At 64.9% G+C, this 26,161-nt stretch carries 23 protein-coding genes and 1 tRNA gene; 9 read left to right on the top strand and 15 right to left on the bottom strand.

Going from position 1 to position 26,161, the window contains the following annotated elements:
- Positions 1 to 59: 59 nt before the first annotated feature.
- Entirely contained in the window at positions 60 to 1,772 is a 1,713-nt protein-coding gene (locus ACVWZT_RS05190; protein ID WP_457468451.1) for a SulP family inorganic anion transporter, read from the top strand.
- Positions 1,773 to 1,861: 89 nt separating this feature from the next.
- On the opposite strand, the gene ACVWZT_RS05195 is transcribed toward ACVWZT_RS05190, so the two are convergent.
- From ACVWZT_RS05195 to ycaC, 7 genes are all read right to left on the bottom strand, one after another.
- On the bottom strand, positions 1,862 to 2,884 hold the full coding sequence (locus ACVWZT_RS05195) for a DUF2955 domain-containing protein (RefSeq protein WP_457468452.1): 1,023 nt from the start codon (positions 2,882 to 2,884) through the stop codon (positions 1,862 to 1,864).
- Entirely contained in the window at positions 2,874 to 3,971 is a 1,098-nt protein-coding gene (locus tag ACVWZT_RS05200; protein ID WP_457468454.1) for an HlyD family secretion protein, read from the bottom strand. Before ACVWZT_RS05200 ends, ACVWZT_RS05195 begins: the two co-directional genes overlap by 11 nt.
- A complete protein-coding gene (locus tag ACVWZT_RS05205) occupies positions 3,968 to 5,488 on the bottom strand; it encodes an efflux transporter outer membrane subunit (protein WP_457468456.1) in 1,521 nt (506 codons plus the stop codon). Before ACVWZT_RS05205 ends, ACVWZT_RS05200 begins: the two co-directional genes overlap by 4 nt.
- A 13-nt stretch (positions 5,489 to 5,501) precedes the next feature.
- On the bottom strand, positions 5,502 to 6,599 hold the full coding sequence (locus tag ACVWZT_RS05210) for an AI-2E family transporter (RefSeq protein WP_457468457.1): 1,098 nt from the start codon (positions 6,597 to 6,599) through the stop codon (positions 5,502 to 5,504).
- A 39-nt stretch (positions 6,600 to 6,638) separates the two neighbouring features.
- Entirely contained in the window at positions 6,639 to 7,835 is a 1,197-nt protein-coding gene (locus tag ACVWZT_RS05215; protein ID WP_457468459.1) for a monovalent cation:proton antiporter-2 (CPA2) family protein, read from the bottom strand.
- Positions 7,836 to 7,870: 35 nt separating this feature from the next.
- Complete coding sequence (ppk2, locus tag ACVWZT_RS05220) at positions 7,871 to 8,689, bottom strand: polyphosphate kinase 2 (RefSeq protein ID WP_296231830.1); 819 nt, start codon at positions 8,687 to 8,689, stop codon at positions 7,871 to 7,873.
- A gap of 172 nt (positions 8,690 to 8,861) precedes the next feature.
- Entirely contained in the window at positions 8,862 to 9,482 is a 621-nt protein-coding gene (gene ycaC / locus ACVWZT_RS05225) for an isochorismate family cysteine hydrolase YcaC (protein WP_296231831.1), read from the bottom strand.
- Between the two features lie 467 nt (positions 9,483 to 9,949).
- On the opposite strand from ycaC, the gene ACVWZT_RS05230 reads away from it, so the two are divergent.
- From ACVWZT_RS05230 to ACVWZT_RS05240, 3 genes are all read left to right on the top strand, one after another.
- The gene (locus ACVWZT_RS05230) at positions 9,950 to 10,339 is read left to right on the top strand and encodes a YybH family protein (protein WP_457468461.1); all 390 of its coding nucleotides are present in this window, start codon (positions 9,950 to 9,952) and stop codon (positions 10,337 to 10,339) included.
- Between the two features lie 96 nt (positions 10,340 to 10,435).
- The gene (locus tag ACVWZT_RS05235) at positions 10,436 to 11,935 is read left to right on the top strand and encodes a purine-cytosine permease family protein (RefSeq protein ID WP_457468463.1); all 1,500 of its coding nucleotides are present in this window, start codon (positions 10,436 to 10,438) and stop codon (positions 11,933 to 11,935) included.
- A 13-nt stretch (positions 11,936 to 11,948) separates the two neighbouring features.
- On the top strand, positions 11,949 to 13,379 hold the full coding sequence (locus ACVWZT_RS05240) for an aldehyde dehydrogenase family protein (protein ID WP_296231835.1): 1,431 nt from the start codon (positions 11,949 to 11,951) through the stop codon (positions 13,377 to 13,379).
- 348 nt (positions 13,380 to 13,727) lie between these two features.
- Here the strand turns inward: ACVWZT_RS05240 and ACVWZT_RS05245 are convergent, their stop codons facing one another.
- From ACVWZT_RS05245 to ACVWZT_RS05255, 3 genes are read right to left on the bottom strand one after another with little or no spacing between them, the layout of a single operon-like run.
- Positions 13,728 to 16,139, bottom strand: coding sequence for a DUF3772 domain-containing protein (locus ACVWZT_RS05245; RefSeq protein WP_457468464.1), 2,412 nt, complete (start codon positions 16,137 to 16,139; stop codon positions 13,728 to 13,730).
- Between the two features lie 55 nt (positions 16,140 to 16,194).
- The gene (gene ada, locus ACVWZT_RS05250) at positions 16,195 to 17,247 is read right to left on the bottom strand and encodes a bifunctional DNA-binding transcriptional regulator/O6-methylguanine-DNA methyltransferase Ada (RefSeq protein WP_457468466.1); all 1,053 of its coding nucleotides are present in this window, start codon (positions 17,245 to 17,247) and stop codon (positions 16,195 to 16,197) included.
- A 47-nt stretch (positions 17,248 to 17,294) separates the two neighbouring features.
- Positions 17,295 to 17,921 (bottom strand): DNA-3-methyladenine glycosylase family protein, encoded by a 627-nt coding sequence (locus ACVWZT_RS05255; protein ID WP_457468467.1) that lies wholly within the window; start codon positions 17,919 to 17,921, stop codon positions 17,295 to 17,297.
- 168 nt (positions 17,922 to 18,089) lie between these two features.
- On the opposite strand from ACVWZT_RS05255, the gene ACVWZT_RS05260 reads away from it, so the two are divergent.
- A complete protein-coding gene (locus tag ACVWZT_RS05260) occupies positions 18,090 to 18,605 on the top strand; it encodes a sigma-70 family RNA polymerase sigma factor (protein WP_296231841.1) in 516 nt (171 codons plus the stop codon).
- Positions 18,592 to 19,548 carry a FecR domain-containing protein gene (locus tag ACVWZT_RS05265; protein ID WP_457468468.1) on the top strand — a complete coding sequence of 319 codons (957 nt, stop codon included), beginning with the start codon at positions 18,592 to 18,594 and terminating at the stop codon, positions 19,546 to 19,548. Before ACVWZT_RS05260 ends, ACVWZT_RS05265 begins: the two co-directional genes overlap by 14 nt.
- 6 nt (positions 19,549 to 19,554) lie before the next feature.
- On the opposite strand, the gene ACVWZT_RS05270 is transcribed toward ACVWZT_RS05265, so the two are convergent.
- From ACVWZT_RS05270 to ACVWZT_RS05280, 3 genes are all read right to left on the bottom strand, one after another.
- On the bottom strand, positions 19,555 to 20,712 hold the full coding sequence (locus tag ACVWZT_RS05270; protein WP_457468469.1) for an MFS transporter: 1,158 nt from the start codon (positions 20,710 to 20,712) through the stop codon (positions 19,555 to 19,557).
- 83 nt (positions 20,713 to 20,795) lie between these two features.
- Positions 20,796 to 20,933 carry a hypothetical protein gene (locus ACVWZT_RS05275; protein ID WP_457468471.1) on the bottom strand — a complete coding sequence of 46 codons (138 nt, stop codon included), beginning with the start codon at positions 20,931 to 20,933 and terminating at the stop codon, positions 20,796 to 20,798.
- A gap of 99 nt (positions 20,934 to 21,032) precedes the next feature.
- Positions 21,033 to 22,247: an MFS transporter gene (locus ACVWZT_RS05280; RefSeq protein ID WP_457468473.1), complete on the bottom strand. Its 1,215-nt coding sequence runs from the start codon at positions 22,245 to 22,247 to the stop codon at positions 21,033 to 21,035.
- Between the two features lie 259 nt (positions 22,248 to 22,506).
- On the opposite strand from ACVWZT_RS05280, the gene ACVWZT_RS05285 reads away from it, so the two are divergent.
- Positions 22,507 to 22,583, top strand: a tRNA-Met gene (locus ACVWZT_RS05285).
- A gap of 66 nt (positions 22,584 to 22,649) precedes the next feature.
- Here ACVWZT_RS05285 and ACVWZT_RS05290 read toward each other — a convergent pair.
- Entirely contained in the window at positions 22,650 to 23,261 is a 612-nt protein-coding gene (locus tag ACVWZT_RS05290) for a LysE family translocator (protein WP_457468474.1), read from the bottom strand.
- 164 nt (positions 23,262 to 23,425) lie between these two features.
- Here ACVWZT_RS05290 and ACVWZT_RS05295 point away from each other — a divergent pair, with 164 nt between their 5' ends.
- Positions 23,426 to 24,343 carry a LysR substrate-binding domain-containing protein gene (locus ACVWZT_RS05295; RefSeq protein ID WP_457468476.1) on the top strand — a complete coding sequence of 306 codons (918 nt, stop codon included), beginning with the start codon at positions 23,426 to 23,428 and terminating at the stop codon, positions 24,341 to 24,343.
- On the opposite strand, the gene ACVWZT_RS05300 is transcribed toward ACVWZT_RS05295, so the two are convergent.
- Entirely contained in the window at positions 24,283 to 24,864 is a 582-nt protein-coding gene (locus ACVWZT_RS05300; RefSeq protein ID WP_457468478.1) for a D-Ala-D-Ala carboxypeptidase family metallohydrolase, read from the bottom strand. The genes ACVWZT_RS05295 and ACVWZT_RS05300 overlap by 61 nt on opposite strands.
- Before the next feature lie 66 nt (positions 24,865 to 24,930).
- Here ACVWZT_RS05300 and ACVWZT_RS05305 point away from each other — a divergent pair, with 66 nt between their 5' ends.
- A complete protein-coding gene (locus ACVWZT_RS05305) occupies positions 24,931 to 26,088 on the top strand; it encodes a hypothetical protein (protein ID WP_296231853.1) in 1,158 nt (385 codons plus the stop codon).
- The last annotated feature ends 73 nt before the right edge of the window (positions 26,089 to 26,161 follow it).

Consider the following 26,161-nt stretch of genomic DNA (forward strand, 5'->3'; position numbering starts at 1 on the left):
AGCAGGCAAAAAAAACAGCATCTAAGCTGTGATTCAGCACTGTTCCCTCGGAGCGCACCATGGCGGAAAAGCACCGCTTCGACTGGCAACGCTGGTTACCCGGCCTGGTCACCCTGCTCCACTATCAACCCGCCTGGTTGCCCAAGGACATCGCCGCCGGCCTGGTACTCACCACCATGCTGGTACCGGTGGGCATCGCCTACGCCGAGGCCTCTGGAGTACCAGGCATCTACGGCTTGTACGCCACCATCATCCCGCTACTGGCCTATGCCCTGTTCGGCCCCAGCCGCATCCTGGTACTGGGCCCGGACTCGGCGCTGGCCGCACCGATCCTGGCGGTGGTGGTGCAGTACGCCGCCAGCGACCCGCAGCGGGCCATCGCCATCGCCAGCCTGATGGCCCTGGTCGCCGGGGCCTTCTGCGTGATCGCCGGGCTGTTGCGCCTGGGCTTCATCACCGAACTGCTGTCCAAGCCGATCCGCTATGGCTACATGAACGGCATTGCCCTCACCGTATTGATCAGCCAGTTGCCCAAGCTGTTCGGCATCAAGGTCGATAGCCAGGGGCCGCTGCGCGACCTTTGGCAGCTGGGTGAAGCACTGCTTGCCGGCCAAGGGCACTGGCCCAGTTTCATTGTCGGTGCCGGCAGCCTGTTGCTGATCATGCTGCTCAAACCCTTCAAGCGCCTGCCAGGGATCCTGATCGCCGTGGTCCTGGCAACGCTGGCAGTGAGCCTGTTCGACCTTGAGCAGATGGGCGTCAAGGTGCTCGGCCAACTGCCCCAAGGCTTGCCCAGTTTGGTGTTCCCCTGGGTCTCCGACATCGACATGGTCGAAGTGGTACTGGGCGGCATTGCCGTGGCGCTGGTGTCCTTCGCCGATACCAGCGTGCTGTCGCGCTCCTATGCCGCGCGCATGAAGATGCCGGTCAACCCGAACCAGGAAATGTTCGGCCTGGGCATGGCCAACCTGGCCTCCGGGCTGTTCCAGGGCATCCCCATCAGCAGCAGTTCGTCACGTACCCCCGTGGCCGAAGCGGCCGGCTCGCAGACGCAGCTCACCGGCATCATCGGTGCGCTGGCGGTGACCCTGTTGCTGCTGGTAGCGCCCAACCTGCTGCAATACCTGCCCAACAGCGCCCTGGCAGCGGTGGTGATAGCAGCCGCACTGGGATTGTTCGAGTTCGCCGACCTCAAGCGCATCTTCCGCATGCAACAGTGGGAGTTCTGGTTGTCCATCACCTGCTTTGTCGGGGTCGCAGTGTTCGGTGCGATCCCTGGTATCGGCATTGCCGTGGTGATATCGGTGATCGAGTTCCTGTGGGACGGCTGGCGGCCGCACCATGCGGTGCTGGGTCGAGTGGATGGCACCCGCGGGTACCATGACGTGCAGCGTTATCCACAGGCCCGGCGCATCCCGGGGCTGGTGCTGCTGCGTTGGGATGCGCCGTTGTTCTTTGCCAATGCCGAGCAGTTCCAGAGCACGGTGATGGCGGCGCTGGCCGCATCGCCTACCCCGGTGCAACGGCTGGTGATCGCGGCAGAACCGGTGACCAGCATTGATGTCACCTCGGCGGACATGCTCGCCGAGCTGGACCGGACGCTGGAGGCGCGCGGGGTGGAGCTGCAGTTTGCCGAGATGAAGGACCCGGTGAAGGACAAGATGCGGCAGTTCGAGTTGTTCGAGAACATGGGGGAGTCGGCATTTCATCCCACTGTCGGTGCGGCGGTGGATGCCTACCTGGAAGAGAGTGGGGTTGACTGGAAGCCCTAGGGTTTCCTGGGCTGCCCTCTTCGCGGGTAAACCCGCTCGCACAAGGATTGCGTGATCCCATAGGCGACACGATACCTGTGGGAGCGGGTTCACCCGCGAAGAACGCCACGCCGTAGCCGAAGCCGGTCGATCCAGATGAGCATGGCACTGGCATACACCGACACCGCCACAAACAGCGCCATGCGCACGGCAAAGGCGCGGTAGACATCCTGCCCACCGGCACTGTCCTGCACCGACTGCCCCAGCAAGATCAGCATGGTCATCAGGCAGCTCAGCCAATAGGCCGGGCCCTGCCGGTTCGGCACGGCCTGGTACATCCGCCGCCCTTGCCAAAGTGCGAACAGCAGCACCCACAGGAAGAACATCCACAGGTGCACGAACAGGCTCAGCGCCCCCCATATCAGGATCGCCAACAAGCCGGCCAGCAAGGTCGAGCCGATCAGCTCCCGGCTGGCATGCCGCGCGCGGGTCTCGCCAGCCTGCTGCCCCAGGCTCACCGCCTTCATGATCAGCGGCATGTACTGGTCCGGGGCGATCAGCGCCAGCAGGAACGCTGGCATCACGATCAGCGTGGCACGCAGCGCCACCCAGCTTACCTGCTCACTGCCCAGCAACGGCGGCGCTGGTTGCGCCGGAGCATCGGCTGGTTCGGGAAACAGCACATGGGCCAAAGCCGTGCCCAGTACCGCCAGCAGCATGCCCTTGGCCATTGCTTCGACCACCGACAAGGCCAGGGTAAAGTCGCTGGTACCGGCGGCAGCGATCATGGTCAGGCCGATCACCAGCAGGTTCGCCAGCAAGCCGTTGCCGCCCTTCAGGGCGTAGCGCAAGGTCAGGAAAACGCCCACGCCCACCAGCAACACTCCACTCACCGGCGCATGGCGCAGCAGCGGAATCAGCAACAGCCCGCTGCCGCAACTGAGCAGCACAAGTAATGCCAGGGCCGGTGCCGCACGCAGCGGCAAGGGCTGGCTGCGCTTGGCCAGCAACAGTACCGCGAACACCGGCGCCAGGATCGGCACTGGCAGGCCGATGCCGAAACTCAACGCCAGGCTCAGCGCCACGCCCCAGGCCAGGCGCAGCGCGCGCAGGCGGCGCAACTCAATAGGCATACGACAGCCAGCTCATCAGCCACATGAACAACCGGGCCAGCAGGTTCAACGGGTTACCTTCGCTGGGCAGGGCCATGACTTCGGCCTGTCCGCCAACCCGCAGCCCGCTCTTGTCCTGCAACTGGTCACGCTCGAGTTCGACGATGACCGGGAAGCGTTGCGCCGAACGCAGCCACTCGCGGCTGTTCTGCACGGTCGGCAGCGTGCCCGGCGGGGTGCTCTGGCCCACGCTCACACCGTAGCCGATGCTGCGAACGTGGCCCTTCAATACCGTGCCCGGCAGTCCGTCGAGCACCACCAGCACCGGAGTGTCGGGGCGCAGGCGGCCGAGATTGTTCTCGGTCATGTCGGCAGTTATCCACACGTCATGGATGGCGATCAGGGTCAGCATCGGGCTGCCGGCGCCGACATAGTGGCCGACGTCGGTACGCAGGTCAGTGATCAAGCCGTTCGCATCGGCACGCACCACCGTGCGTGCCAGGTCCAGGCGGGCCTTTTCCACATTCGCCGCGGCACTGCGCAACTGGGCGTTGTCATCCTGCGCCCCACCCTGCTGCTCCCGCGCCCGCTCCACTTCGGCACGGGCTGCCGCCACCTGGCTGACAGCCTGGTCGCGAGTGGCCTGGGCGCTTTCCAGGCGGCGCACCGATACCGTCCCCGGGTCTTCATCGATCAGGCGCTTGAGCCGTTCGGCGTCCTGCCGCGCCTTGCGCTCGTTGGCCTGCGCCGCGACCAGCGCCGCCTGTGCCGAATCGATGCCAGCCGTGTGCGCGCCGATCTGCCGGCGCACCGCGTCCAGGTCGGCCTCGGCACGCGCCAGGGCAATGCGGTACTGCTCCTGGTCCAGCTCGAACAGCACATCGCCCCGGCGCACTTCCTGGTTGTTGCCCACCGCCACGCGCTTCACCTGGCCGGCCACCTCGGCACTGACCGGTATCACATAGGCCTGCAGACGGGCCTGCTGGGTGTAGGGCGTGAAGCGGTCGGCCAGCAGGTACCAGAGCAGGCTCACGGCAATCAGCAGCAATATCCAGCGCATGCCGCGATCGGGGGCGGCCGGGGGCGGCGTCGGCGCAGCGTCACTCATTTCGTTTCACCTTGTGCATGTGCGCTGGGGGCCGGCTCGTCGAGCAGCTCGCCCCAGTCGGTCCGTTGCTGCATCTGCCGGCGCGTGGCCGGGTCGATCGGCGCGCGGCTGGCGTCCCAACCGCCACCCAGGGCCTTGTACAGGGTCACCAGGCTGCTCACGGCATTGCCACGGCTGACCAGGTAACCGTCCTGTTGCTGCAACAGCAGTTGCTGGGCGTCGAGCACGCGCTGGAAGTCGGCAAAACCTTCACGGTATTGCGAGCTGGCCAGGCTAAACGAGCGTTGTGCGGCCTGCGAGGCCTGCTCGCGGATGCGCGCGCTCTGCAGCGAGCGCACCAGCCCGCTGGCGGCATCGTCCGCCTCGCGCGCGGCTTCGCGCACACCCTGGTGGTAGCGCTCGATGAGCTGCTGCAAGCGAGCATCCTCCACACGCACGGCGTTCTTGCGCCGGCCGTAGTCGAACGGGCTCCAGATCAGGCTGGGCCCGGCGGCCAGGTCGAAGGTGTCAGGCAGGTGACTGGTCGTGACGAAGCTCCAAGCAATGCTGCCCAGCAGGCTCAGCTGGGGATACAGATCGGCCTCGGCCACCCCGACCAATGCCGATTGTGCGGCCACTGCCTGCTCGGCGGCGCGGATGTCCGGGCGGCGCTGCAGCAGGTTGGCGGGTACGTCCTGCAGTACGGCACGGTCCGGCAACGGCAACTGGCCGTGGCCTGCGTCCAGCTGCGGCAACGGCCCGGGTGGCCGGCCGAGCAGCGCACACAGCACGTTGCGCAGGGCATTGAGCTGGTTGTGGAACTCGGGGATGGTGGCCTGGGTGGCCAGGTATTGGGTACGCGCCTGTTGCCAGTCGAGTTCGTCGTTTTCACCATGGCGGAACAGCCGTTCGGTAATTTCCAGGCTGCGCGCCTGACGCCGGGCGTTTTCTTCGGCGATATCCAGCCGCGCCTCGACAGTGCGCAGGGCAAAGTAGGTGTCAGCCACTTGCGCCCGCAACAGCAGCATGGCATCGGCATAATTGGCCTGGGAGGCGAAGTAGGCAGCATCGGCACTCTCGATGGCGCGGCTGAAGCGCCCCCAGAAGTCGATTTCCCAGCCGATGTCGAAGCCTGCGCTGGATTGCCAGAACACCGAATCGCGGGCGTTGGCGCTGCCGGACTGGTCCTGCTTCAGGTACAGGCTCTGGGCACGCAGTTGCTGCAGCTGTGGATAACGCCCGGTCTGCACGATAGCCAGCTGGGCGCGCGCCTCGACGATGCGCAGGCCGGCCACGCGCAGGTTGGCGTTGTTGGCGTCGGCCTCGGCAATCAGGGCGTCCAGTGCCGGGTCGGCGAACACCGCCCACCACTGGCGCAGGTCGGGCACGGTGCCCTGCTGGCCGGCCTGCTTCAGCAAGGGACTATCCCACTTGTGCAGCCAGGGGTCCTGCAGCGGCTGGAAATCCGGGCCGACCTGGCTGCAGCCGGCCAACACGGCAACCAGGCTCAGGGCACAACCGCAGGCGCGTCCGGGCATGGCGAACGCTGCTTCAGGCGGTCGGCTCGGCGGGGTTTTCCGGCACCTGCAGCGCCACCCACTGCCAGAACAGAACATAGGTGACACCAAGGATTACCGGGCCGATGAACAAGCCGATGATGCCTTTGACCACCATGCCACCGAGCGCACCGATCAGTACCACCGGCATCGGCACATCCACCCCGCGCCCCAGCAGCAACGGCTTGAGCACGTTGTCGGCCAGCCCGGCGACGAAGGTGTAGATGGCGAACACGATGGTCGCCACGGTGAAGCCTTCGGCATTGAAGACATAGATGATCACCGGCAGGGTGATCAGCGTGGCTGGTGCCTGGGCAATCCCCAGCATGAGAATGACGATGGCCAGCATCCCGGCACCTGGCACCCCTTTGACAACGAAGCCGACACCGATCAGCAACATCTGGATGAAGGCAATGCCGATCACGCCCTGGGCCACGGCACGAATGGTGGCGGTGCACAGTTTGGCCAGCGGCTTGCCGCGCTCCTCGCCCGATACCCGCATTGCGATGCGCTGCGCGGCGATTTCGCCACGGTCACCGAAGGCCATGATGATGCCCGAGATGATGATCGCTGCGATGAACAGCAGGAACGCGCCCCCGGCACTGGCAGCAGCCCCCAGCACCGTGCGCCCGGCGCCCTTGAGTTGCGGCATCCACTGGTTCAGCACACCGGCCATGTTTTCCGAAGCCGCCAGCCACAGGGCATGGACTTTCGGCCCGATCATTGGCCAGGTCGCCACCGATTCAGGCGGTGGCGGCACGCTCCAGGCGCCGCTCTTGAGCAAGGTCACCAGGCTGTCCACCGATTCGCCGATCGACATCACCACCAGGTAGATCGGTACCAGCAGCACGACCAGTACCAGCACCACGACCAGGGTCGCCGACAGCCCGTCCTTGAGGCCCGTGCGGCGCTGGATACGGCAATACAGCGGATACAGGGTCACCGCCAGGATCACCGACCACAGCATCAGTTCCAGGAATGGCTGAAACGTCTGGAAGGCAAACATCACCAAGGCGGCTATCAGGCCAGCCTTGATGAGCACATCGAGCAAGCCCCGCGACAGGCCGCTGTCCAGCTTGATACCCGCTTGCATGCTTCACCTCCGAACTTCAGCCAAGCCGTGTGGCGCGATTCACTTGCCCGTTCCAGGGCTTGCCCGGGCGGGGCTGTCGTCAGCCAGTCGCCGCGCCAGGGCCAGCATTATCAAAGGCACCACTGCCATCGACAGGGTGATGGCCAGTACCAATAGGTCGTGCACCTGCTGCGCCAGCACCTGATGCTCCAGCGCCAACTTGAACACCACGAAGGCAAATTCGCCGCCAGAGGCCAGCACCACGCCAAGGCACAGCGCCTGCGCCTTGTCGAGGCCACCGGCCGTACGCCCCAGGCCATACAGCAGCGGCAGCTTGATGGCTACCAGTAACAGCGTCAGCCCCAGCACCAGCAGCGGCAGGTCGAACAGCAGTCGCAGGTCGGCGCTCATGCCAACGCCGACGAAGAACAGCCCCAGCAGCAGGCCCTTGAGCGGCTCGATCTGGGCCTCCAGTTCATGCCGGAAAGGCGACTCGGCCATCAGCACGCCGGCGAGAAAGGCTCCCAGGGCCATCGACACGCCCACATGCTCCATCACCCAGGCCGTGCCCAGCACCACCAGCAAGGCAGTAGCGGTCGACAACTCCGGCAGGCCGGAGCCGACCGTCCACTTGAATACCGGGCTCAACAGATAGCGGCCAAAGACGATCAATGTGCCAAGGCCTACCGCCACCGCCAGCAGCGGCCAGGCGCCTTCATCGGCAGTGCTGACATTGCCACCGAGCAGCGGTACCACGGCGATCAATGGAATGGCAGCGATATCCTGGAACAGCAGGATGGCCACGGCCAGGCGCCCGTGTGGCTTGCCAAGGTCCTTGCGCTCGGCCAGCACCTGCAGGCCGAAGGCCGTCGACGACAACGCCAACCCGAGGCCGAGCACGATGGCGGCGGCCTGCGACTGGCCGAACGCGAAATACGCCACCATGCCCAGCGCTACGGCGGTCAGCCCGACCTGCAGCGAACCAACGCCAAACAACGCCCGGCGCATGGTCCACAGGCGCTGTGGTGACAGCTCCAGGCCAATGACGAACAACAGCATGACCACGCCCATTTCCGATAACCGCGCCACGTTCTCGGGGTTGTCGAGCAGCCCGAGCACGGAGGGGCCGATGAGGATGCCGGCCAGCAGATAGCCCGGCACTGCACCCATTTTCAGACGCTGAGCCAGCGGTACCAGAAGCACCACGGCCAGCAGGAACACCACCGTCGCCTGTAGCAGGCTGCCGTCATGTGGCATAGGTTTGCACCCTTGCTGCTCCCCGCAGGGAGGGATCAGAAACGCTCTTCGACCACTTTGAACGGGTAGGCAACGGCCTTGTACTTGCCGATCTTGCCGCGCTTGGGCAGCTTCACCGTCTGCTCCTGGGTGATGTCCTTGTAGGGGATGCGGCCGAGCATGTGGCTGATGATGTTCAGTCGGGCGCGCCGCTTGTCGTTGGAGTGGGCCATGAACCAGGGCGCCCAGGCGCTGTCCGACGCGGCAAACATCTCATCACGGGCCTGGGTGTAGTCATCCCAGCGGGTGTAGGACTTGAGGTCCATGGGCGACAGCTTCCACAGCTTGCGGCCGTCATTGATGCGGTCCTGCAGACGCCGGGTCTGCTCTTCGGCGCTGACCTCCAGCCAGTACTTGATGAGGATGATGCCCGACTCGACCATGACCTTCTCGAACAGCGGTACGCCAGCGAGAAAGCGGTCGGCCTGTTCGCTCGAGCAGAAGCCCATCACCCGTTCGACCCCGGCACGGTTGTACCAGCTGCGATCGAAGATCACCACTTCACCTGCGGCCGGCAGATGACCGACATAGCGCTGCAGGTACATCTGGGTCTTTTCCCGCTCGGTCGGTGCCGGCAACGCCACCACCCGGAAGACCCGCGGGCTGACGCGCTCGGTGATGGCCTTGATGGTGCCGCCCTTGCCAGCGCCGTCGCGGCCTTCGAAGACAATGCAGACCTTCAGGCCCTTGGCCACCACCCACTCCTGCAGTTTCACCAGCTCCACATGCAGGCGCTTGAGTTGCTTCTCGTATGCCTTGCTGCTTAGCTTTTCCGGTTGTTCAAGGGTGGTTTTATTCCTGGACGGCTTCGGCATGGCGCGCTCCTGGGGCGGTTGAGGAGTCAGTATGGTCGATCCATGGCGATTTGCCGCTTCGCTTGTTGTGACCCCAGGTTTTGCGCCTAGCCGATTGATCTGGTGGGCGTTCGGCTGACTGCAAGAGCGGGTTACCCGCTCCCACAGGGTACGGTGTGGCCGCGAGGCGGGTTTACTCGGCCAGCTTGTTGTAGCTGGTCATCAGGTTGCGGTAGTCCGGAATATGGTTGGAGAACAGGGTGCCCAGGCCTTCGATGTCGTTGCGCCAGTCGCGATGCAGCTCGCAGGCCACGCCGAACCAGGTCATCAACTGCGCCCCGGCTGCCTCCATGCGCCGCCATGCCGAGTCACGGGTCAGTTCGTTGAAGGTCCCGGAGGCGTCGGTGACGACGAACACCTCGAAGCCCTCCTCCAGCGCCGACAGTGCGGGAAAGGCCACACACACTTCGGTGACAACACCAGCGATCAGCAACTGCTTCTTGCCGGTGGCCTTGACCGCATTGACGAAGTCCTCGTTGTCCCACGCATTGATGTTGCCGGGGCGGGCAATGTACGGGGCGTCGGGGAACTGTTCCTTCAGTTCAGGCACCAGCGGGCCGTTGGGGCCGGTTTCGAAACTGGTGGTGAGAATGGTCGGCAGCTTGAAGTACTTGGCCAGGTCTGACAGGGCCAGCACATTGTTCTTGAAGCGGTCGGGGTCGATGTCCCTCACCAGCGAGAGCAGGCCGGTCTGGTGATCGACCAGCAGCACAGCGGTGTTGTTCTTGTCCAGACGCTTGTATTGGAAGGCCATGACGGGTCTCCTTGCTTCGGCAGGTTGGGACTATCAGCGTAGGCAAGGTTCAGCCGCAGAGAATACCGCCAGTCGGTTGCCCGGGGCCGGTAGCACGGGGCGCTGCGCGCACGGCTTGCGAAACGACCAGCGCCGCCACGCCAGCCGCCGACGCATGAATAACTGAAGTGGATCCAGGAGCGGCGCAAGCAACCTATTTCGCAACCCGCCGATACCGCTGTTTGGGACTGCGAGGAGACTCAGGGTCGGTCAGCGTCACCGTCAACGGTGGTGTGGGTAATCGCTCATTGCCTGCAGCCCGTTGGAATCAGGCGTCACCTTAATCCCCTGCGCGCGCGAGGCTAAAGGTAACGCAGCCATCACTTCACGAATTCCTGAACTGATTATTTGCCGATAGCGATTTTTCCGCCCGCCGAGCGCCACCAGAATCGCTTCACCATAATCACAAGAACCGTGAGGCCACTTCCGTGGACCAGACACTCCAGGTACGCCAAGCCGCCGCCGAACTCGTTGCCGCGTTCGCCAGCAACGATACCGCCCGTTATTTCGCCTGCTTCAGCGAAGACGCCACCTTCCTGTTCCACACCTTGCCGCAGCCCCTGCTGTCACGCCGTGCCTATGAAGAACTGTGGGCGCAGTGGCAGGCCGAGGGCTTTGCCGTGCTCGCCTGTGAATCAGGCAATGCCCAGATCAGCCTGCAAGGCGAGGTGGCGATCTTCATGCATGACGTTGCCACGCACATCCGCAGTGCCGGCGAAGAGCACCAGCTGAGCGAACGCGAGACCATCGTCTTCCGCCGCCACGGTGAACAATGGCTGGCGTGCCACGAGCACCTGTCGGTCGTGTCTGCGAGCTGATCTTCATTCTTCCTGCGGCCTTGCCGCCCTGCCATCGCACCCACAAGAAGGCCCGCGCACCGCGCCGGCCCACAACAACCGCGCTGGAGCATCACCATGAGCCACTCGACCGCTATCGAGACCAACGGCGTCGAACAGATCCCTGAAGATCAACGCGACGCTTCCCCGCTGGACCTGTTCCGCCTGATCTTCGGCGGTGCCAATACCTTTGCCACGGCGGTGCTGGGCAGCTTCCCGGTACTGTTCGGGCTGTCGTTCCAGGCCGGGGTGTGGGCGATCCTGCTTGGCGTCGGCGTTGGCGCCCTGATCCTTGCACCAATGGGCCTGTTCGGCGCACTCAACGGCACCAACAACGCGGTGTCGTCGGGCGCGCATTTTGGCGTGCACGGGCGCATCGTCGGCTCGTTCCTATCGCTGCTCACCGCGGTGGCGTTCTTCTCGCTGTCGGTATGGAGCTCCGGGGACGCCCTGGTGGGCGGTGCCAAGCGCCTGGCCGGCCTGCCGGAAACCGACCTCACCCTGGGCCTGGCCTACGGCCTGTTCGCGGTACTGGTGCTGGTGGTGTGCATCTTCGGCTTCCGCTTCATGCTGTGGGTCAACAAGGTGGCCGTGTGGGCTTCGAGCCTGCTGTTCCTGCTCGGCATCGTCGCCTTTGCCGGGCCGTTCGACGCCGGTTACGCCGGCAGCGTCAACCTCGGCCAGGCGGGCTTCTGGGCGGCATTCATCGGTGCGGCGATCCTGGCCATGAGCAACCCGGTGTCGTTCGGCGCGTTCCTCGGTGACTGGTCGCGCTACATCCCGCGAGAAACGCCCAAGGCGCGCATCATGCTGGCGGTGATCGCGGCCCAGGCCGCGACGCTGATCCCGTTCCTGTTCGGCCTGTGCACGGCCACGCTGGTGGCGACCCAGGCCCCCGATTATATTACCGCCAACAACTACGTCGGTGGCCTGCTGGCAGTGGCGCCAAGCTGGTTCTTCCTGCCGGTGTGCCTGATTGCCGTGATTGGCGGCATGTCCACCGGCACCACCGCGCTGTATGGCACCGGCCTGGACATGTCCAGCGTGTTCCCGCGCCTGCTCAGCCGTGCCGGCGCCACCCTGCTGATCGGGTTGCTGGCGATCGGCTTCATCTTCATCGGCCGCTTCACCTTCAACCTGGTGCAGAGCGTTTCGACCTTCGCCGTGCTGATCATCACCTGCACCAGCCCATGGATGGTGATCATGATCCTCGGCCTGGTCACCCGCCGCGGCTTCTACCATGCCGACGACCTGCAGGTGTTCACCCGCGGCCAGCGTGGCGGCCATTACTGGTTCCTGCATGGCTGGAACTGGCGCGGCATGGGCGCGTGGATCCCCAGCGCGGCAGTCGGCCTGTGCTTTGTCAACCTGCCGGGGCAGTTCGTCGGCCCACTGGGTGACCTGGCGGGTGGCATCGACCTGAGCCTGCCGGTCACCTTGGGCCTGGCCGGCGTGCTGTACCTGGTACTGCTCAACCTGTTCCCCGAACCTGCTGGCGTGTATGGCCCCCAGGGCCCGCGTTGGGTGCGTTGCAAAAGCGCCGCGCATACGCCGGTAACCACTGCCGAAATGGCCTGACTGGAAACCGACCATGACCACTTCCCACTATATCGCCGGCCGCTGGGTCGAAGGCCAGGGTAGCGACTGCATCAGCGTCAACGACCCTGCGCTGGGGCAACCGTTCGCCGAACTGATGGCAGCCAGCGCAGCCCAGGTCGACCAGGCCGTGGCTGCCGCCCGTGGTGCCCTGCCCGCCTGGAAAGCCACCGGCGCCAGCGAGCGCGCTGGCTACCTGCGCGGCTTTGCCGAGCAACTGGGCCAGCGCCGCGAAGCGTTGATCAGCGTGCAGATGCGCAACAACGGCAAGCCACGCCACGAGGCGGAAATCGACCTGGATGATGCCATTGCCACGTTCAACTACTATGCCGAGCTGGCCGCGCAACTGCCCTCGAAAAACCGTGAGGTCCCCCTGGCTGCCCCAGGTTTCACTGCGCGAACCCGCCTGGAGCCGGTGGGGGTGGTCGGCCTGATCGTGCCGTGGAACTTCCCCCTGGTGACCAGCGCCTGGAAGCTCGCGCCGGCTTTGGCAGCGGGCTGCACGGTGGTGCTCAAGCCCTCGGAAGTCACCCCGCTGGTCGAACAGGCCTACGGCCAGATCGCCGATGCCCTGGGCCTGCCCGCCGGGGTGCTGAACATCGTCAATGGCAAGGCCGAGACCGGTGCCGCGCTGAGCACCCACACTGGCCTGGACAAGCTGTCCTTCACCGGCAGCAACAGCGTCGGCAGCCAGGTGATGCGCAGCGCTGCGACGCAATGCCGGCCGGTGACGCTGGAGCTGGGCGGCAAGTCGGCGATCGTGGTGTTCGATGATTGCGATGCCGACCAGGCGGTGGAATGGATCGTCGCCGGCATCACTTGGAACGCCGGGCAGATGTGTTCGGCCACGTCGCGGCTGCTGGTGCAGGAAGGCATTGCCGATGCGCTGTTGCCACGCTTGCAGGCGGCCCTGGAAAGCCTGCGGGTGGGCAACCCGTTGAGCGAAGAGGTCGACATGGGCCCACTGACCAGCCAGGCGCAGTGGCTGAAGGTGGCCAGTTACTTTGCCACGGCGCGGGAAGAAGGTTTGCAGTGCCTGGCCGGTGGCCGGGCACTGGACCGGGACGGCTGGTTCGTCAGCCCGACGTTGTATGCCGATGTGCCGAAAGACAGCCGCTTGTGGACCGAGGAGATTTTTGGCCCGGTGCTGTGCGCACGTCGCTTCGCTACCGAGGAGCAGGCGATTGCCGAAGCCAACGACAGCCGTTTCGGGCTGGTGGCGACAGTGTGCTCTGCCGACCTGGCGCGCGCCGAGCGGGTGGCCGATGCACTTGAGGTTGGCCATGTGTGGATCAACTCGGTGCAGGCGGTGTTCGTCGAGACCTCCTGGGGCGGCACCAAGGGCAGCGGGATCGGCCGCGAGCTCGGGCCGTGGGGGTTGTCGGCGTACCAGTCGGTCAAGCATGTAACGCGGTGCCTGGGCTGATAGCGCAAGGGGCCGTCATGCGGCCCATTCGCCGGCAAGCCAGCTTGTGTCTTGGTGCGGCCCCAGGCATCAGGATCTTACCCGCGAAGAAGACACCGCGGTGGATGGCACGGGCTTCGCCCGTGTTCGCGGGCAAGCCCGCTCCCACAGGACCGCGCCAGCTTTTAGAAATTGAGCAAGACCGTTGCTTTCTACCCCGACCGTATTTGCCTCAAGCCATGCGCTATGTCTGGGAGAGCTGGCTTGCCGGCGATTCGCTCCCACAGGAACGGCGCCGCCAGTGATTGCTGTGCAGTACCTGTGGGAGCGGCCTTGCGCCGCGATGGGCTGCACAGCAGCCCTCGGCATTCACGCCGTTGCGTCAGCCGACCGCGCGCTTTCTTGCAGCAGTACCATGCTCTGCGGCGAAGACAGGGCAATGCCCTCGTCACGCAAGCGCCCAAGGATGGTAAACAGCAGATCGCTGCGGGTACCCGACACCTGCCGCGGTCCCGCCACGTAACCACTCACGCCGATCACCATGCCACTGCTGGTCAGATCCTTGAACGACACGGAGGTGGCCGGTGCGTCGAGAATCGCCTCATGCTCCTGGTACGCCGCCAACAAGAGCTCACGCACGCGGTTGGCATCGGTTTCCAGCGGCAAGGTCAGGGTGATGCCGACCACCCCCAGCGCATTGCCCATGGTCACGTTGCGCACGTTCTGGGAAATGAACTGCGAGTTGGGCACGATCACCGTCGAACGGTCGGACATCTGGATTTCTGTAGCACGCACGTTGATGCGGCGAATGTCGCCTTCGACACCGGCCAGGCTGACCCAGTCACCAACCTTCACCGGGCGCTCGGTCAGCAGGATCAGGCCGGAGATGAAGTTCTGCACGATCTGCTGCAGGCCGAAACCGATACCCACCGACAGGGCACTGACTACCCAGGTCAGGCTGGTGAGGTTGATGCGCAAGGTCGACATCACCAGCATGGCCAGGAAGATGAAGCCCAGGTAACCCACCAGGGTGACCAACGAGGCACGCATGCCGGCGTCCATGTCGGTTTCCGGTAGCAGGCGCTCACTCAGCCAGCGCTTGACCACGCGGATGGCGAACAGGCCACCAAAGAAAATCACCAGCGCCAGCAGGATGTCCTGGGGCACGATATTCAGGTTGCCGAGCAGCTTGCCGCCGGTGCCGTCCCAGTCAGCCAGGCTCAACAGCAGCTCGCTGGGGCTGGTGCCCGACGGCATCAGCGCCAGTAGCAGCGCCAGGAACAGCACCACGGTGCGGCCGATACCGGCAAGGATGGTGCTGGCCTGGGCTTGGTGACGCGGCGCCAGGCCCAAGGTCGAGGCCAGCGCCAGGCCGCCAGGCTGGCGCGGCGACAACAGGGTTTCGCACAGGTCGCCAAAGAAGGTGGTCAGCAGGTAGGCACAGGTGATGACCAGGCTGACCCACAGCAACTTGCCGGTAAGGAAGTAGGCGAGCGTCAGGTAGCCGGCAAGCAGCGCCAGCAGGATCAGCGTCAGCCAGATCACCATCACGAACGGAATCAGCCCGGCCAGGCCTTTCGGGCGCTCCAGGTCATGCTTGCGCAGGGTCCGGCGGTAACGCAGCAGCGCACCGGCGAAGGTGAACGCCACCACCAGCGCGGTCAGGCCGTTGACGGCCACGGTCAATGCCAGGCTGGCGCCGATCACACTGTTGATGCGCTCCATGGTCATCATGACCATCAGCGCCAGCGCCAGGACCTTGGGGAACCAGCCCAGCGCGCTGGCCACTTCGTCATGGATCGGCGGCAGGCGCCAGGACGGGCGCTGCAGCATCAGCATGGCGCGGCCCAGGCCGGTGATGAAGGCGCTGAACACTACCAGGGCGAGCACATGGTTGGCCAGGCTGGCGATATCGGAGCCCAGTTCGGCGCTGCTCTCCAGCCCCCAGCGCAGCAGCGAGACCGACCCGGCGATGGTACCCAGGGTCGCCAGGCTGACGCCAAGCGCCAACGAACTGCGACGCAGGCGGCCTTCGGGCAGCCAGTTGACCATGGCGCTGGCCAACAGGCGCTCGAATACGCGGCGCACCAAGGTCCAGACCAGGATGGCGGCAACCAGGCTGGTGATGAACAGCCAGCGGTGCTCGGCGCTGAAGGCGCTGCCAATGGCGTCGGCCGCCTCGGCACGCAGGTCATGCAGGCGCGCCACATCGTCCTGGGTAGGACGAATGATGCTCTGCCAGAAGGCCGGGCTGAGTGGCGACGCCGCGCGACTGGTAATCTGCGAGTTGAACTTGCTGCGGCGCAGGTTGACGATCTGCGTGGACAGGTCGCGAGCCGACTGGGTCAGCTTGATGGCCTGGTCCTGCTGCGCCACCAGCGCCTTTTTCTCAGCTTCCAGCTCTTTGCGCTGCTGGGTCAGGGCTGCCGCCTCGTCCGGCTGGCGCGGGCCGATGACCTTGAGCTGGTCGTCGAGTTTTTCCACGTCCGCAGTGCGCAGGGCACTCAACGCATCGGCCTGGCGTTGAACCTGTACGGCGCCCAGACGTAGTTGCGACAGTAGATCGTCGTTGGCTTCACTGGTAACGCCCTGGCGGATCTGGTCCAGGCGCTCGCTCAGTTGTTCGATGCTGGCGTTTTCATCCAGCTCCGGCGCTTCGGCGACTGCCAGGTTGGATAACGGCGTGGCCGGGGCCGACCAGGCGGGGCTGGCAACCAGCAGCAGAAAAGCCATCAGGACCATCAGTCCTGGGCAGTAACGGGCAAGGCTGACACGCCTCATCGAATATTCCTCTTGCAATTCGATTTGGCGGGGGATTCTACGCGGCTTCACGCGATCAGGAGAGTGCCGTTTCTCGCTTGAGCAGTTGCGCTTTGCGCGCCACTCCCCAGCGGTAGCCGCTGAGGTCGCCGTCGCGGCGCACCACCCGATGACAAGGGATTGCCACGGCGATGCGGTTGGCCGCGCAGGCCATGGCCACCGCGCGTACCGCCTTGGGCGCACCGATGCGCTCGGCGATCTCGGTGTAGCTGACCCGGCTGCCGGCCGGTATCTCGCGCAGAGCCTGCCATACCCGCTCCTGGAAGGCGGTGCCCTGCACATCCAGCGGCAGGGCCAGGCCCAATGACGGCGCCTCGACGAAGCCCACCACTTCGGCAACCAGCTGTTCGTAGGCGCTATCGCCGCCGATCAGCCGGGCCTTGGGGAACTGGTCCTGCAGCTCGCGCAACAAGGTTTCGGGGTCGTCGCCCAGCAGGATCGCACAGATGCCCTTGTCGCTCTGGGCCACCAGGATCGCGCCCAGTGAACACTGGCCAAGGGCGAAATGAATGCTCGCCCCGGCACCGCCAGCGCGGTACTGCCGCGGGTGCATGCCCAGGCGCTGCTCGGCGCTTTCGTAGAAGCGGCTGTTGGAGTTGTACCCGGCGTCGTAGATGGCCTCGGTGACCGAGCGTTGGCCGTCCGCCAGGTGCGCACGCAGGCGCCGGGCGCGGAAAGCCGTGGCGTAGGCCTTGGGGGTGAGGCCGGTTTCGGCCTTGAACAGCCGGTGCAGGTGGAACGGGCTGATGGCCAGCTCGGTGCTGAGCTGGTCCAAGCTGGGCACGGAGTCGCAGGCTTCGATAAGGCGGCAGGCGCGGGTGACCAGCTGGCTGTGGCGAGTGGGGGTGGCGGTCGCGGTGCAGCGCTTGCAGGCGCGGTAACCGGCCGCTTCGGCAGCGGCCGGGGTGTCGTAGAACGCGACATTGCTGCGCTTGGCCAGGCGTGACTTGCAGCCGGGCTGGCAATAGATGCCGGTGGTGCGCACGGCGTAGACGAAGTGGCCGCTGGCACTGATGTCACGGGCTTCTACAGCTTGCCAGCGCTGTTCGGGGGTGGTGTAGCGGTTCATCGGTCAGTGTCCAGATAAGTTGTTGCCTGTGCAGGCCCTGCAAGGCTTCAGGCCCGCCACAGGTACCAAGCTGCCACGGTGCGGTACGGCCGCCAGCCGCCCCCCAGCGAGCGCATCTGCGCCGGCGTCGGCGCCTTGTCCAGCCCCTTCAGCCGGCGGTATCCCTCACGCACGCCAAAATCGTCAACCGGTAGTACATCCGAACGCGCCAGGCTGTAGATCAGCAACATTTCCACGGTCCACCGCCCTACCCCGCGCAGCGCCACCAGGCGCTCGACCAACGCCTCGTCGGCCATGGCCATGGCTTCTTCCCGGGTCGGCACCAGGCCCTCCAGCCGGCCCCGGGCGATGCCCTGAAGCGTGGCCATCTTGCTTGCCGAAAAACCGCAGGCGCGCATCGTTTCCGGGGCAACCGCCAACAATTGCTCCGGCCCCGGGAACGCGTTGTCCGGGAACAGTGCCAGCAACCGCCCGAGAATGGCTTCGGCGGCACGCGCATGCAACTGCTGGTAGGCAATCGCCCGCACCAGCACTTCATAGGGTTCACGACCCGGCGTGGCCTGGTGCAGGCAAGGCCCGGTCGCAGCGATGTGCCGTGCCCAGTCCGGGTCGAGCGCCGCCAGATAGGCGGTGGCCTCACGGTAGGCATCAGGCGAAAGGTCGGCGAGGATCATGACACCTCCATCAGGTCGAGTGCAGGTCCAGCTTAGCGCAGCCGCGCCATGGGCAAACGCCGGTTCTTGCGCGGTAATTGCTCGCATAACGTTGCTCAGCGGCATCGTCCCGCATAGAATTGAGAACCATTCACAATCGCATGCACACGGGACCGGCCCTTCACTACGATGCAGACCAACGACATGCTCCAGCCCGCCGAGGTCGCTGTGCTCTATCAGGCCCACCATTCCTGGCTTCGCAGCTGGCTGCGCAGCCGGGTCGGTTGCCGCGAACAGGCCGCCGACCTGGCCCAGGATACCTTCGTGCGGTTGTTGCGGGCGCGTCAGGTGTCGCCACTGAAGGAGCCGCGTGCCTACCTCAGCAGCATCGCCCGAGGCCTGATGATCGATCAGTTTCGCCGCCGCGCGCTGGAACGGGCCTTCCAGGAAAGCCTGGCGCACCTGCCGGAAGCCGACGTGCCCAGTGAAGAAGATCGACTGCTCATACTCGATACCCTGGCACGCCTCGACCAAGCCTTGCATCAGCTCAAACCGCGTGCCCGGCAGGCATTCCTGCTGGCCCAGCTCGACGGGTTGAGCATCGTGCGGATTGCCCAACGGCTGAATGTGTCGCGGGCCACGGTCGAGCGCGATCTGGCCAAGGCCCTGGGCGCCTGCTACCGGTTGCGCTATGCCGACGCCTGACAGCAGGCCCGCGCAGGCGCATGTCGACCAGGCGATCGATTGGCTGGTGAAACTGCGCTTCGACCGCCCCAGTCCGCGTCTGGAGCAGCAGTTCCAGCAATGGTTGGCCAGCCATCCGCATAATCCCCTGGCCTGGCAACGGGTCAGCCGCCTCGGCGACGAGCTCGCCGGGCTGCCCAACGACCTGAGCCGACGCACCCTGGATACCTGCCAGCGGCAGCACGGCAGCCGTCGCGACCACCTCAAGCTATTGGCCGTGCTGGCCGTGGGCGGCAGCCTGGGCTGGGCCGCGCGCGAACCGTTGGGCCTGCCTCAGCTGCTGGCCGACAGCAGTACCGCCACCGGCGAACGCCGCCAACTGCAAGGCAACGACGGCAGCCGCATCCAGCTCAACACCGCCAGCGCCATCGACCTGCATTACGAGGCTGGGCAACGCCGGCTGCAACTGCTGCGCGGCGAGGCGAGCCTGGACAGCAACCCCAACGACAACCGCCCATTCCGCATCGACACTCGCGTCGGCCCAATGACTACCCTCGATGGCCAACTGCTGCTGCGCGAGAACGACCATGGCCTGTTGCTGGCAGTGCGTCGGGGCGCTGTCACGTTGTTCCCCGCCTCTGCTTCGCCACGCCGGGTGCTGCCTGGCGAAACCTTGCAGGTGTGGCCCAGCGGCAGCTTCCAGGCGGTGACGCTGCGCAGCGACCCGTGGGGCTGGACCGACGGCGTACTCAGCGTGCAACAAATGCCGTTGGGCGAGTTCATCGCCGAACTGGCGCGCTACCGCCCGGGCCTGCTGCGCTGCGCCCCCGAGGTTGCCGGGCTGGCTGTTTCCGGCACCTACCAGCTGAACGACACCGGGCAGATCCTGCAGTTGCTCACCCGCAGCCTGCCGGTGCGGGTCGATTACCACACGCGCTATTGGGTAAGCATCGGCGCGGCCTGAACAACCTCAGTCGGCCAATGCGCGCAAACGCCCTGCGCGCCGATACGACTGCCGGGCAAAGCACACGAACAAGCCGGCCATCAGTGCCAGTGCCATTGGCAGACCATGCGGCGCCACGTCCATCGCTGCGCCGCTCAGCAGCGGCCCGACCAGGCTGCCGACGCCCCACAGCAAGCCCACGCTGGCGTTGGCGGTAACCAGGTCCTGACCCTTGAAGCGCTGCCCGATCAACACCAGCGCCAAGGTATAGATGCCACCGGCCACGGCACCCAGCAGCACCAGCAGCGGCCAGAGCAGCCAGGTCAGGTTCAGCAGCCAGGGCAAGCCGATACCGATCGCCATCGCCACCAGCCCGCAGGCCAGGTGCAGCCCGGTACGCTCGACCCGGTCGGCCAACCAGCCCAGCGGTAGCTGGAACAGCATGTCGCCAGCAAACACCACTGTCACCATCAGCGCCGCCACGCCCACGGCGAAGCCATGGCTGCTGGCATAGACCGGCAGCAGCGACAGCACCACCGCATCGAAGAACGAAAAGAACAGCACGGCTACGCACAACGCCGGCGCGACACGGAAGAAACCGGCCAGACCGAAGCTTTTCTCGCCTTCTTCATGTTCGACATGGTCGTCGGGCACGGTCAGCACGATGCACAGCAATGCCAGGCCATAGCAAGCAGTGACCACGGCGATGATCCAGGGGCTGTCGGCGCCCAGCACGGCCAGCATGGCCGGGCCGAGCACCTGGAAGCCAGTGAAGCTGGTAGCGTACAGGGCCATGATCTTGCCGCGGTTATGTTCCACGCATAGCTCGTTGACCCATGATTCGCCGAGGATGATGGCGATACCCATGCCCAGCCCCAGGCCCAGGCGTAGCAGCGCCAGCAGCCAGAGGGAACCGAACGCCGATTCGAGCAGGGCGATGCTGACCGTGCACAGGCTGAAGCACAGCAGATAGAGGGTGCGGCGGGTGAAATGGCGGCAACAGAAATCGACCAGAAACGCCGAGAGCATCATGCCCGCAGCCGGAATGGCCGAAAGGATGCCGATCTCCAGCGTGCTCGCCTCCGCTTCATGCAGGCGCAACGACACCAGTGGCAGGCTGGCCCCCAGGCTGAAGCCCACCACCGAGACGGCGAACAACAGGCCCGCCAGCAAACGCATGTTCATGTACCACTCCTTGCAAACCGAAAAGACGTGCAGACACAGGTGCGCACGCCAGGGCGGCGTGCGACGCAAAAGCGCAGATCAGCTCAGGCGAGGTGTGGCGAGAAGGTGAAGGCAAACAGCACGCTGCGGCGACGCTTGAGCACGGTGTCGCTCGGCCACGCACGACGCAGGGCCTGGAGGGCAGGCTGGCGGGCGTGTGGCAGGGGCTGGGTACGGCACATTGCGGTGGCTACTACGCAGGTGATTGGAAAAAGAGGCGGCACTCTAGGTCAAGGGGGTCGGGCCGTCAATCGTCGGGGCCGCTGCGCGCCCCGCCAATATCAGCGCTTACCGGTACTTGGCAAGCACACCGCCAGCAGTCCGAACAATGGCAGGAACGAGCACAGCCCGTACACATACTCGATGCCGCGCAAGTCCGCCACATACCCCAGCAGTGCCGCGCCAATGCCGCCGAAACCGAACATCAAGCCGAAGAAGATCCCGGCGATCATGCCGACGCTGCCTGGTACCAGCTCCTGCGCATAGACGACGATGGCGGAAAACGCCGAAGCCAGGATGAAACCGATCACCACGCTCAGTACCGTGGTCCAGAACAGGTCGGCATAGGGCAGTGCCAGGGTGAACGGCGCCGCGCCCAGGATCGAGAACCAGATCACCGCCTTGCGCCCGATGCGGTCGCCGATCGGCCCGCCAAAGAACGTGCCCGCCGCCACTGCACCGAGGAACAGGAACAGGTGCAGCTGCGAGCTGGCCACCGACACCTGGAACTTCTCGATCAGGTAGAAAGTGAAGTAGCTGGTGAAGCTGGCCATGTAGAAGTACTTGGAGAACACCAGCAAGCCCAGCACGATCAACGCTGCGACCACCCGCGTGCGGGAAATGCCGTGGGTTGCCTGTACCGCCTTGCGCGCCTTGGCCTGGTTGAGGTGTTCCTTGTACCAGCTGCGCAGCATCAAGGTTACGCACAGGAAGAACAGCGCGGCCAGGCCGAACCAGGCGACGTGGCTCTGGCCGAACGGAATGACGATGGCTGCCGCCAGCAGCGGGCCCAGTGCCGAACCGGTGTTGCCACCCACCTGAAAAGTCGACTGGGCCAGGCCGAAACGGCCACCCGAAGCCAGGCGGGCGATGCGTGAAGTCTCGGGGTGGAACGTCGAGGAGCCGATGCCTACCAGCGCCGAAGCCAGCAGGATCATGGGGAAGCTGCCGACGAAAGCCAGCATCACGATACCGACCAAGGTGCACAGCGTGCCGAGCGGTAACAGGTTGGGTGCGGGCCGGCGGTCGGTGAAGAAGCCAACCCAGGGCTGCAGCAACGAGGCAGTGATCTGGAAGGTCAGGGTGATCATGCCGATCTGGGCGAAACTCAGGTCGTAGTTGGCCTTGAGCATCGGGTAGATCGCCGGCAACACCGCCTGGATCAGGTCATTGATCAGGTGCGCCAGCGCACAGAAACCGATGATGCGCATCACCAGTGGCGTGGCTTGGCTCGCCGCCGCAGTGGTGGATGCCGTGGGGGCGCTACTGATGGCCATGTCCCTGAGTCTCCGTCCGCAATTTGGGATCCGATTATCAGGAAATAGATAGCTACCTAGCTACCTTTTTTACAACCCAGGCGCGCTTTTCTTGCAAACATCCCCCGCCAGCAGTGGGCGAAATGCCCCTGTCGCGGCCGAAGTGAACCCATCAGGCCAGCAGAAACCCAGCCTGGCCGCTAAGTTTTTGAAAGCGTGCAAATTTTTTTTGAAATGAATGTTGACAGGGGGGGCGTTCAAGAGAATAATGCGCGCCATCGGCTACATAGCTCAGTTGGTTAGAGCATAGCATTCATAATGCTGGGGTCCGGGGTTCAAGTCCCTGTGTAGCCACCAAACAAAGACGAAGGGCTTATCGCAAGGTAAGCCCTTTTTCTTTGCCTGCAGAAAATTCACCCTCCCTCACTTCACCCCGGCCAACGCCACGGCCAGACCCAGACCGATCAGCGCGACGCCGATCATCCGGTCGACCAGTTGCTGCCTTGCCAGCATCGCCTCGCGCACTACCGCACTGGAAAAGAACACCGCCACCAGGCTGAACCAGGCCCAGTGAGCGAATGACATGAACCCACCATAGGCGAAGTCCAGTGCCAGCGAGCTGCCCGGCTGAACCACCTGGGTATAGGCGCTGATCACGAACAGCATGGTCTTGGGGTTGAGCGCATTGGTCAGGAAACCGGTACGCAGTGCAACCAGCAAGCCCGCTTGTCCCGCCTCCCCGTCCGCACTTACCTGGCTGTTGCGGGTAAGCAGCAGGTAACCCAGGAACACCAGGTAACCCGCACCGAGCACTTTCATGGCCAGGAACAATGGCGGGCTGTGGCTGATGATCAGGGCAATCCCCAACACCGTGTACAGCACGTGCACCTGCACACCCAACGCAATGCCCACGGCGGCAGCCAGCCCGGCCTTGCGGCCTTGTGCATAACTGCTGCGGGTGACCATGGCGAAATCCGCGCCGGGGCTGATGACAGCCAGCAGGGTGAACAGGGCGATGGCAATGAGTTCGGTCATGACGGGGGCTCTCGATAAGCGATGGAAATGCACGGATACACTGATTATCGAGAGCTTCTGAACCCGGCAAAATCGATTTATCGTGAGGTAAATCTGCTAGTTTTTCTCACTCATGACAAGAAACTGCGCCGCTCTCCTCGCGGCTGCAGGCAAACAGGGACGCCATGAAACTGCCGCTGCTGAACACCTTCCGCTACTTCGACATCGCCGCCCGGACCGAAAGCTTCGTGCGCGCCGCCGAGCACCTGCATGTCACCCATGGCGCGGTCAGCCGCCAGGTGCGCCTGCTTGAGCAAAGCCTTGGCGTGGAACTGTTCGAGCGCCGTAACCGGGCCATTTTCCTGACCGCGGCAGGGCGCACCTTGCACAGCACCACCCAGGCGATTTTCGAGCAGCTCGAAGGCACCGTGCAGCGCCTGCAACAACAAGGCCGCGACAATGTGCTGGTGCTGTCCTGCGAGCCCACCATCGCCATGCGCTGGCTGATCCCGCGCCTGCCGCGCTTCCATGCCGTCCACCCCGACCTGCAGTTGCACCTGGTGGCTGCCGGGGGACCGCTGGACTTCACCCGCAGCGGTGTCGACCTGGCCATCCGCCGCGACGACTTCCATTGGGGCAACTTGCTGCACAGCGTGAAGATCTGTGACGAATGGATCGGCCCGGTGGGCCACCCCGCCGCCTGCGCAAGTCTCGACGGCCAGCGCCTGCTGCACAGCAGCACCCGCCCGGCTGCCTGGCCCACCTGGCTGCGCCTGAGCGGGCAGCAGGCCCGGCATGCCGAGCGCAGCGACTACGAGCACTTCTACCTGTCGATCCAGGCCGCCAGCGCTGGCCTCGGCCTGGCCATGGCTTCGGCCCTGATGGTGCTCGACGAACTCGACAACAGGCAGCTGCAAGCCCCCTTCGGCTTTGTGCGCGACGGTTCGGCCTACCACCTGCTCAGCCCTCGCCCCCTGCAAGACGCTGGCAAGCGCCAGCGCTTCGCCGCATGGGTGATCGAGGAATGCCAGAGCAGCCTGGTTCAGCTGGGCCTGGCGCAGAACGACGAACCCGAACGGCCGTCATCACCCCAGGTACGATAGCCTGCGGTATCGATGTGAATGCGCCCGCTCGGGTAGCGCCCAAGCCCCATGTTCCAGGCCTGGCCGGATTGCTGCCAGAAACGGCATAGCGGGCTGGGGTCGGCCCACGCCGGCAGCAGGATATCCACCGCAAAGGCGCGAGTATGAGCGCTACCCAGGGCACCACCTGCACAACGGTTCAGGCCCGGGTCACGGTAGGCCGATACCACCTCGAACTGGCGCAGGATGCCTTGTTGGTCGAGCACCTTGAGCAGCGACAGCGTGGCACGCACCGCCGGCCAGTTGCTCACTGGCGGCACCGCAAAAGGCGAAGCCCGGCACAGCCGCCAGTCCGAAGCCGAACGCAGCAACTGGTGGATCGGCACCACGCCATAAAGGCGGGCATCCACCAGCATCTGACGAAATGGCCGGGTCTGATGGTCCCCGGCCCATTGCGCGAACATCCACAGATCACGCTCATCAGCGTGCGCCGCAGCACCCAGCATGCCCAGCACCAGCAGAAGCCATCTTGCCCCTTTCATCCCTGCTCCCCCTGCCCCAGTATGTGCACGCTGCCAAACACGGCGGCGCACGACAAGGAGTTAAGCATGCACAAGATTGCCTTACCGGGCCTCGTCGCCCTCGCCTTCAGCGGCCTGGCCGCGGCTGACGCACGCATCGACCTGGGCGACGCGCAGCGCGTCACCCGCCTGTTCGCCTTCCCCAACAACTGCCACGTCATCTGTTATCGCGACTGGACCCTGGAACAGACCGTCGAGCATTACCTGACCCAGAGCGTGCGGCGCGATGGCCATGCCGATGCCCAGGTGAAGGTGAGCCGCGACAACGACCGCCTGCAGGCGACCATCACCGGTGTACCCGCCAGCTATGCCAAGCCCCTGCGCAAGCTGCTCGACACCGGCGAACTGGCCTACCAGGGCGCCACACAACTGAACAAGGACGGTAAATGGTCCTACGACTGGTACCTGTTCCTGCCACTGGGCATGGCCCTGCAGAACCGCCGCAGCATCGAGCTGCTGCACTTCCCGCCGGACTACTCGCTGACCCAGGCCCAGGACTACCTGCGCTCCAATACCACCGACCGCTGGGCCGAGCTGCTGACCTTCAACGGTGTCGACGCCAGCCAGACCCCGGCCTACCAGACCATCATCGATATCGCCCCCATCGCCGCGCCGGCCAGCGCCGGTGAAACACTGAAGGACACCTACAGCTACTTCAAGGACTACCAGGTGCGCATGGTCAGCGAGATGACCCTGCAGAACCCCGCCAAACCCCTGCCGATGGTTGCCTTCGGCGCGCCGGTACGCAGCTGGATCCAGCAGCAATATGGCGCGCAGCTGAATGTACTGGGCCTGGTCACGATCAGCCCGCAAGCCGGGGCCAAGGTGCCGGTGCTGGGTGCCAACCACCCCAGTGCCATCTGGTACGCAGCGGACAAGGACAGCCACGGTGGCAACCAGGACGCCGCCGATGCCGCCGGCTTGAAAATGATGGGTCAGGACCTGACAGCGGCCTGCTGGCAGGCGGGGATGGGGCGCAATCAACGGGCCGATGCCAAGCTGACGCTGGATGCTTGCGCGACCAAGTGGCAGGTAACGCAGAAAAAGCAGACTTGTGAACTGTTCTTCCGTACGGTGCGCAAGTACACGCCGGAGCAGGCGGCAGCAAAATGCAACACCGCCAGCGTGACCCGCAGCCTGCGCGAGCTGGACAAGCCGGTCGAGATTCAGCCGCAGGGCTTGTGACCGGCACACCGTTCATTCGCGGGCACGCTCGCTCCCGGGGTGAACCACAGGCCTCAGGCCTTGCACCCCATTC

The sequence above is a fragment of the Pseudomonas sp. TE21394 genome (genome assembly GCF_054057835.1).

Coding starts and splice junctions, on each gene's coding strand:
- ACVWZT_RS05275 (WP_457468471.1), bottom strand. CDS start 20,933: ATGTGCCGTACCCAGCCCCTGCCACACGCCCGCCAGCCTGCCCTCCAG.
- ACVWZT_RS05210 (WP_457468457.1), bottom strand. CDS start 6,599: ATGCAAGCGGGTATCAAGCTGGACAGCGGCCTGTCGCGGGGCTTGCTC.
- ACVWZT_RS05200 (WP_457468454.1), bottom strand. CDS start 3,971: ATGAGTGACGCTGCGCCGACGCCGCCCCCGGCCGCCCCCGATCGCGGC.
- ACVWZT_RS05240 (WP_296231835.1), top strand. CDS start 11,949: ATGACCACTTCCCACTATATCGCCGGCCGCTGGGTCGAAGGCCAGGGT.
- ACVWZT_RS05215 (WP_457468459.1), bottom strand. CDS start 7,835: ATGCCACATGACGGCAGCCTGCTACAGGCGACGGTGGTGTTCCTGCTG.
- ycaC (WP_296231831.1), bottom strand. CDS start 9,482: ATGGCCTTCCAATACAAGCGTCTGGACAAGAACAACACCGCTGTGCTG.
- ACVWZT_RS05260 (WP_296231841.1), top strand. CDS start 18,090: ATGCAGACCAACGACATGCTCCAGCCCGCCGAGGTCGCTGTGCTCTAT.
- ACVWZT_RS05280 (WP_457468473.1), bottom strand. CDS start 22,247: ATGGCCATCAGTAGCGCCCCCACGGCATCCACCACTGCGGCGGCGAGC.
- ACVWZT_RS05295 (WP_457468476.1), top strand. CDS start 23,426: ATGAAACTGCCGCTGCTGAACACCTTCCGCTACTTCGACATCGCCGCC.
- ACVWZT_RS05195 (WP_457468452.1), bottom strand. CDS start 2,884: ATGCCTATTGAGTTGCGCCGCCTGCGCGCGCTGCGCCTGGCCTGGGGC.
- ACVWZT_RS05205 (WP_457468456.1), bottom strand. CDS start 5,488: ATGCCCGGACGCGCCTGCGGTTGTGCCCTGAGCCTGGTTGCCGTGTTG.
- ACVWZT_RS05255 (WP_457468467.1), bottom strand. CDS start 17,921: ATGATCCTCGCCGACCTTTCGCCTGATGCCTACCGTGAGGCCACCGCC.
- ACVWZT_RS05190 (WP_457468451.1), top strand. CDS start 60: ATGGCGGAAAAGCACCGCTTCGACTGGCAACGCTGGTTACCCGGCCTG.
- ACVWZT_RS05300 (WP_457468478.1), bottom strand. CDS start 24,864: ATGAAAGGGGCAAGATGGCTTCTGCTGGTGCTGGGCATGCTGGGTGCT.
- ada (WP_457468466.1), bottom strand. CDS start 17,247: ATGAACCGCTACACCACCCCCGAACAGCGCTGGCAAGCTGTAGAAGCC.
- ACVWZT_RS05245 (WP_457468464.1), bottom strand. CDS start 16,139: ATGAGGCGTGTCAGCCTTGCCCGTTACTGCCCAGGACTGATGGTCCTG.
- ppk2 (WP_296231830.1), bottom strand. CDS start 8,689: ATGCCGAAGCCGTCCAGGAATAAAACCACCCTTGAACAACCGGAAAAG.
- ACVWZT_RS05265 (WP_457468468.1), top strand. CDS start 18,592: ATGCCGACGCCTGACAGCAGGCCCGCGCAGGCGCATGTCGACCAGGCG.
- ACVWZT_RS05305 (WP_296231853.1), top strand. CDS start 24,931: ATGCACAAGATTGCCTTACCGGGCCTCGTCGCCCTCGCCTTCAGCGGC.
- ACVWZT_RS05270 (WP_457468469.1), bottom strand. CDS start 20,712: ATGAACATGCGTTTGCTGGCGGGCCTGTTGTTCGCCGTCTCGGTGGTG.
- ACVWZT_RS05290 (WP_457468474.1), bottom strand. CDS start 23,261: ATGACCGAACTCATTGCCATCGCCCTGTTCACCCTGCTGGCTGTCATC.
- ACVWZT_RS05235 (WP_457468463.1), top strand. CDS start 10,436: ATGAGCCACTCGACCGCTATCGAGACCAACGGCGTCGAACAGATCCCT.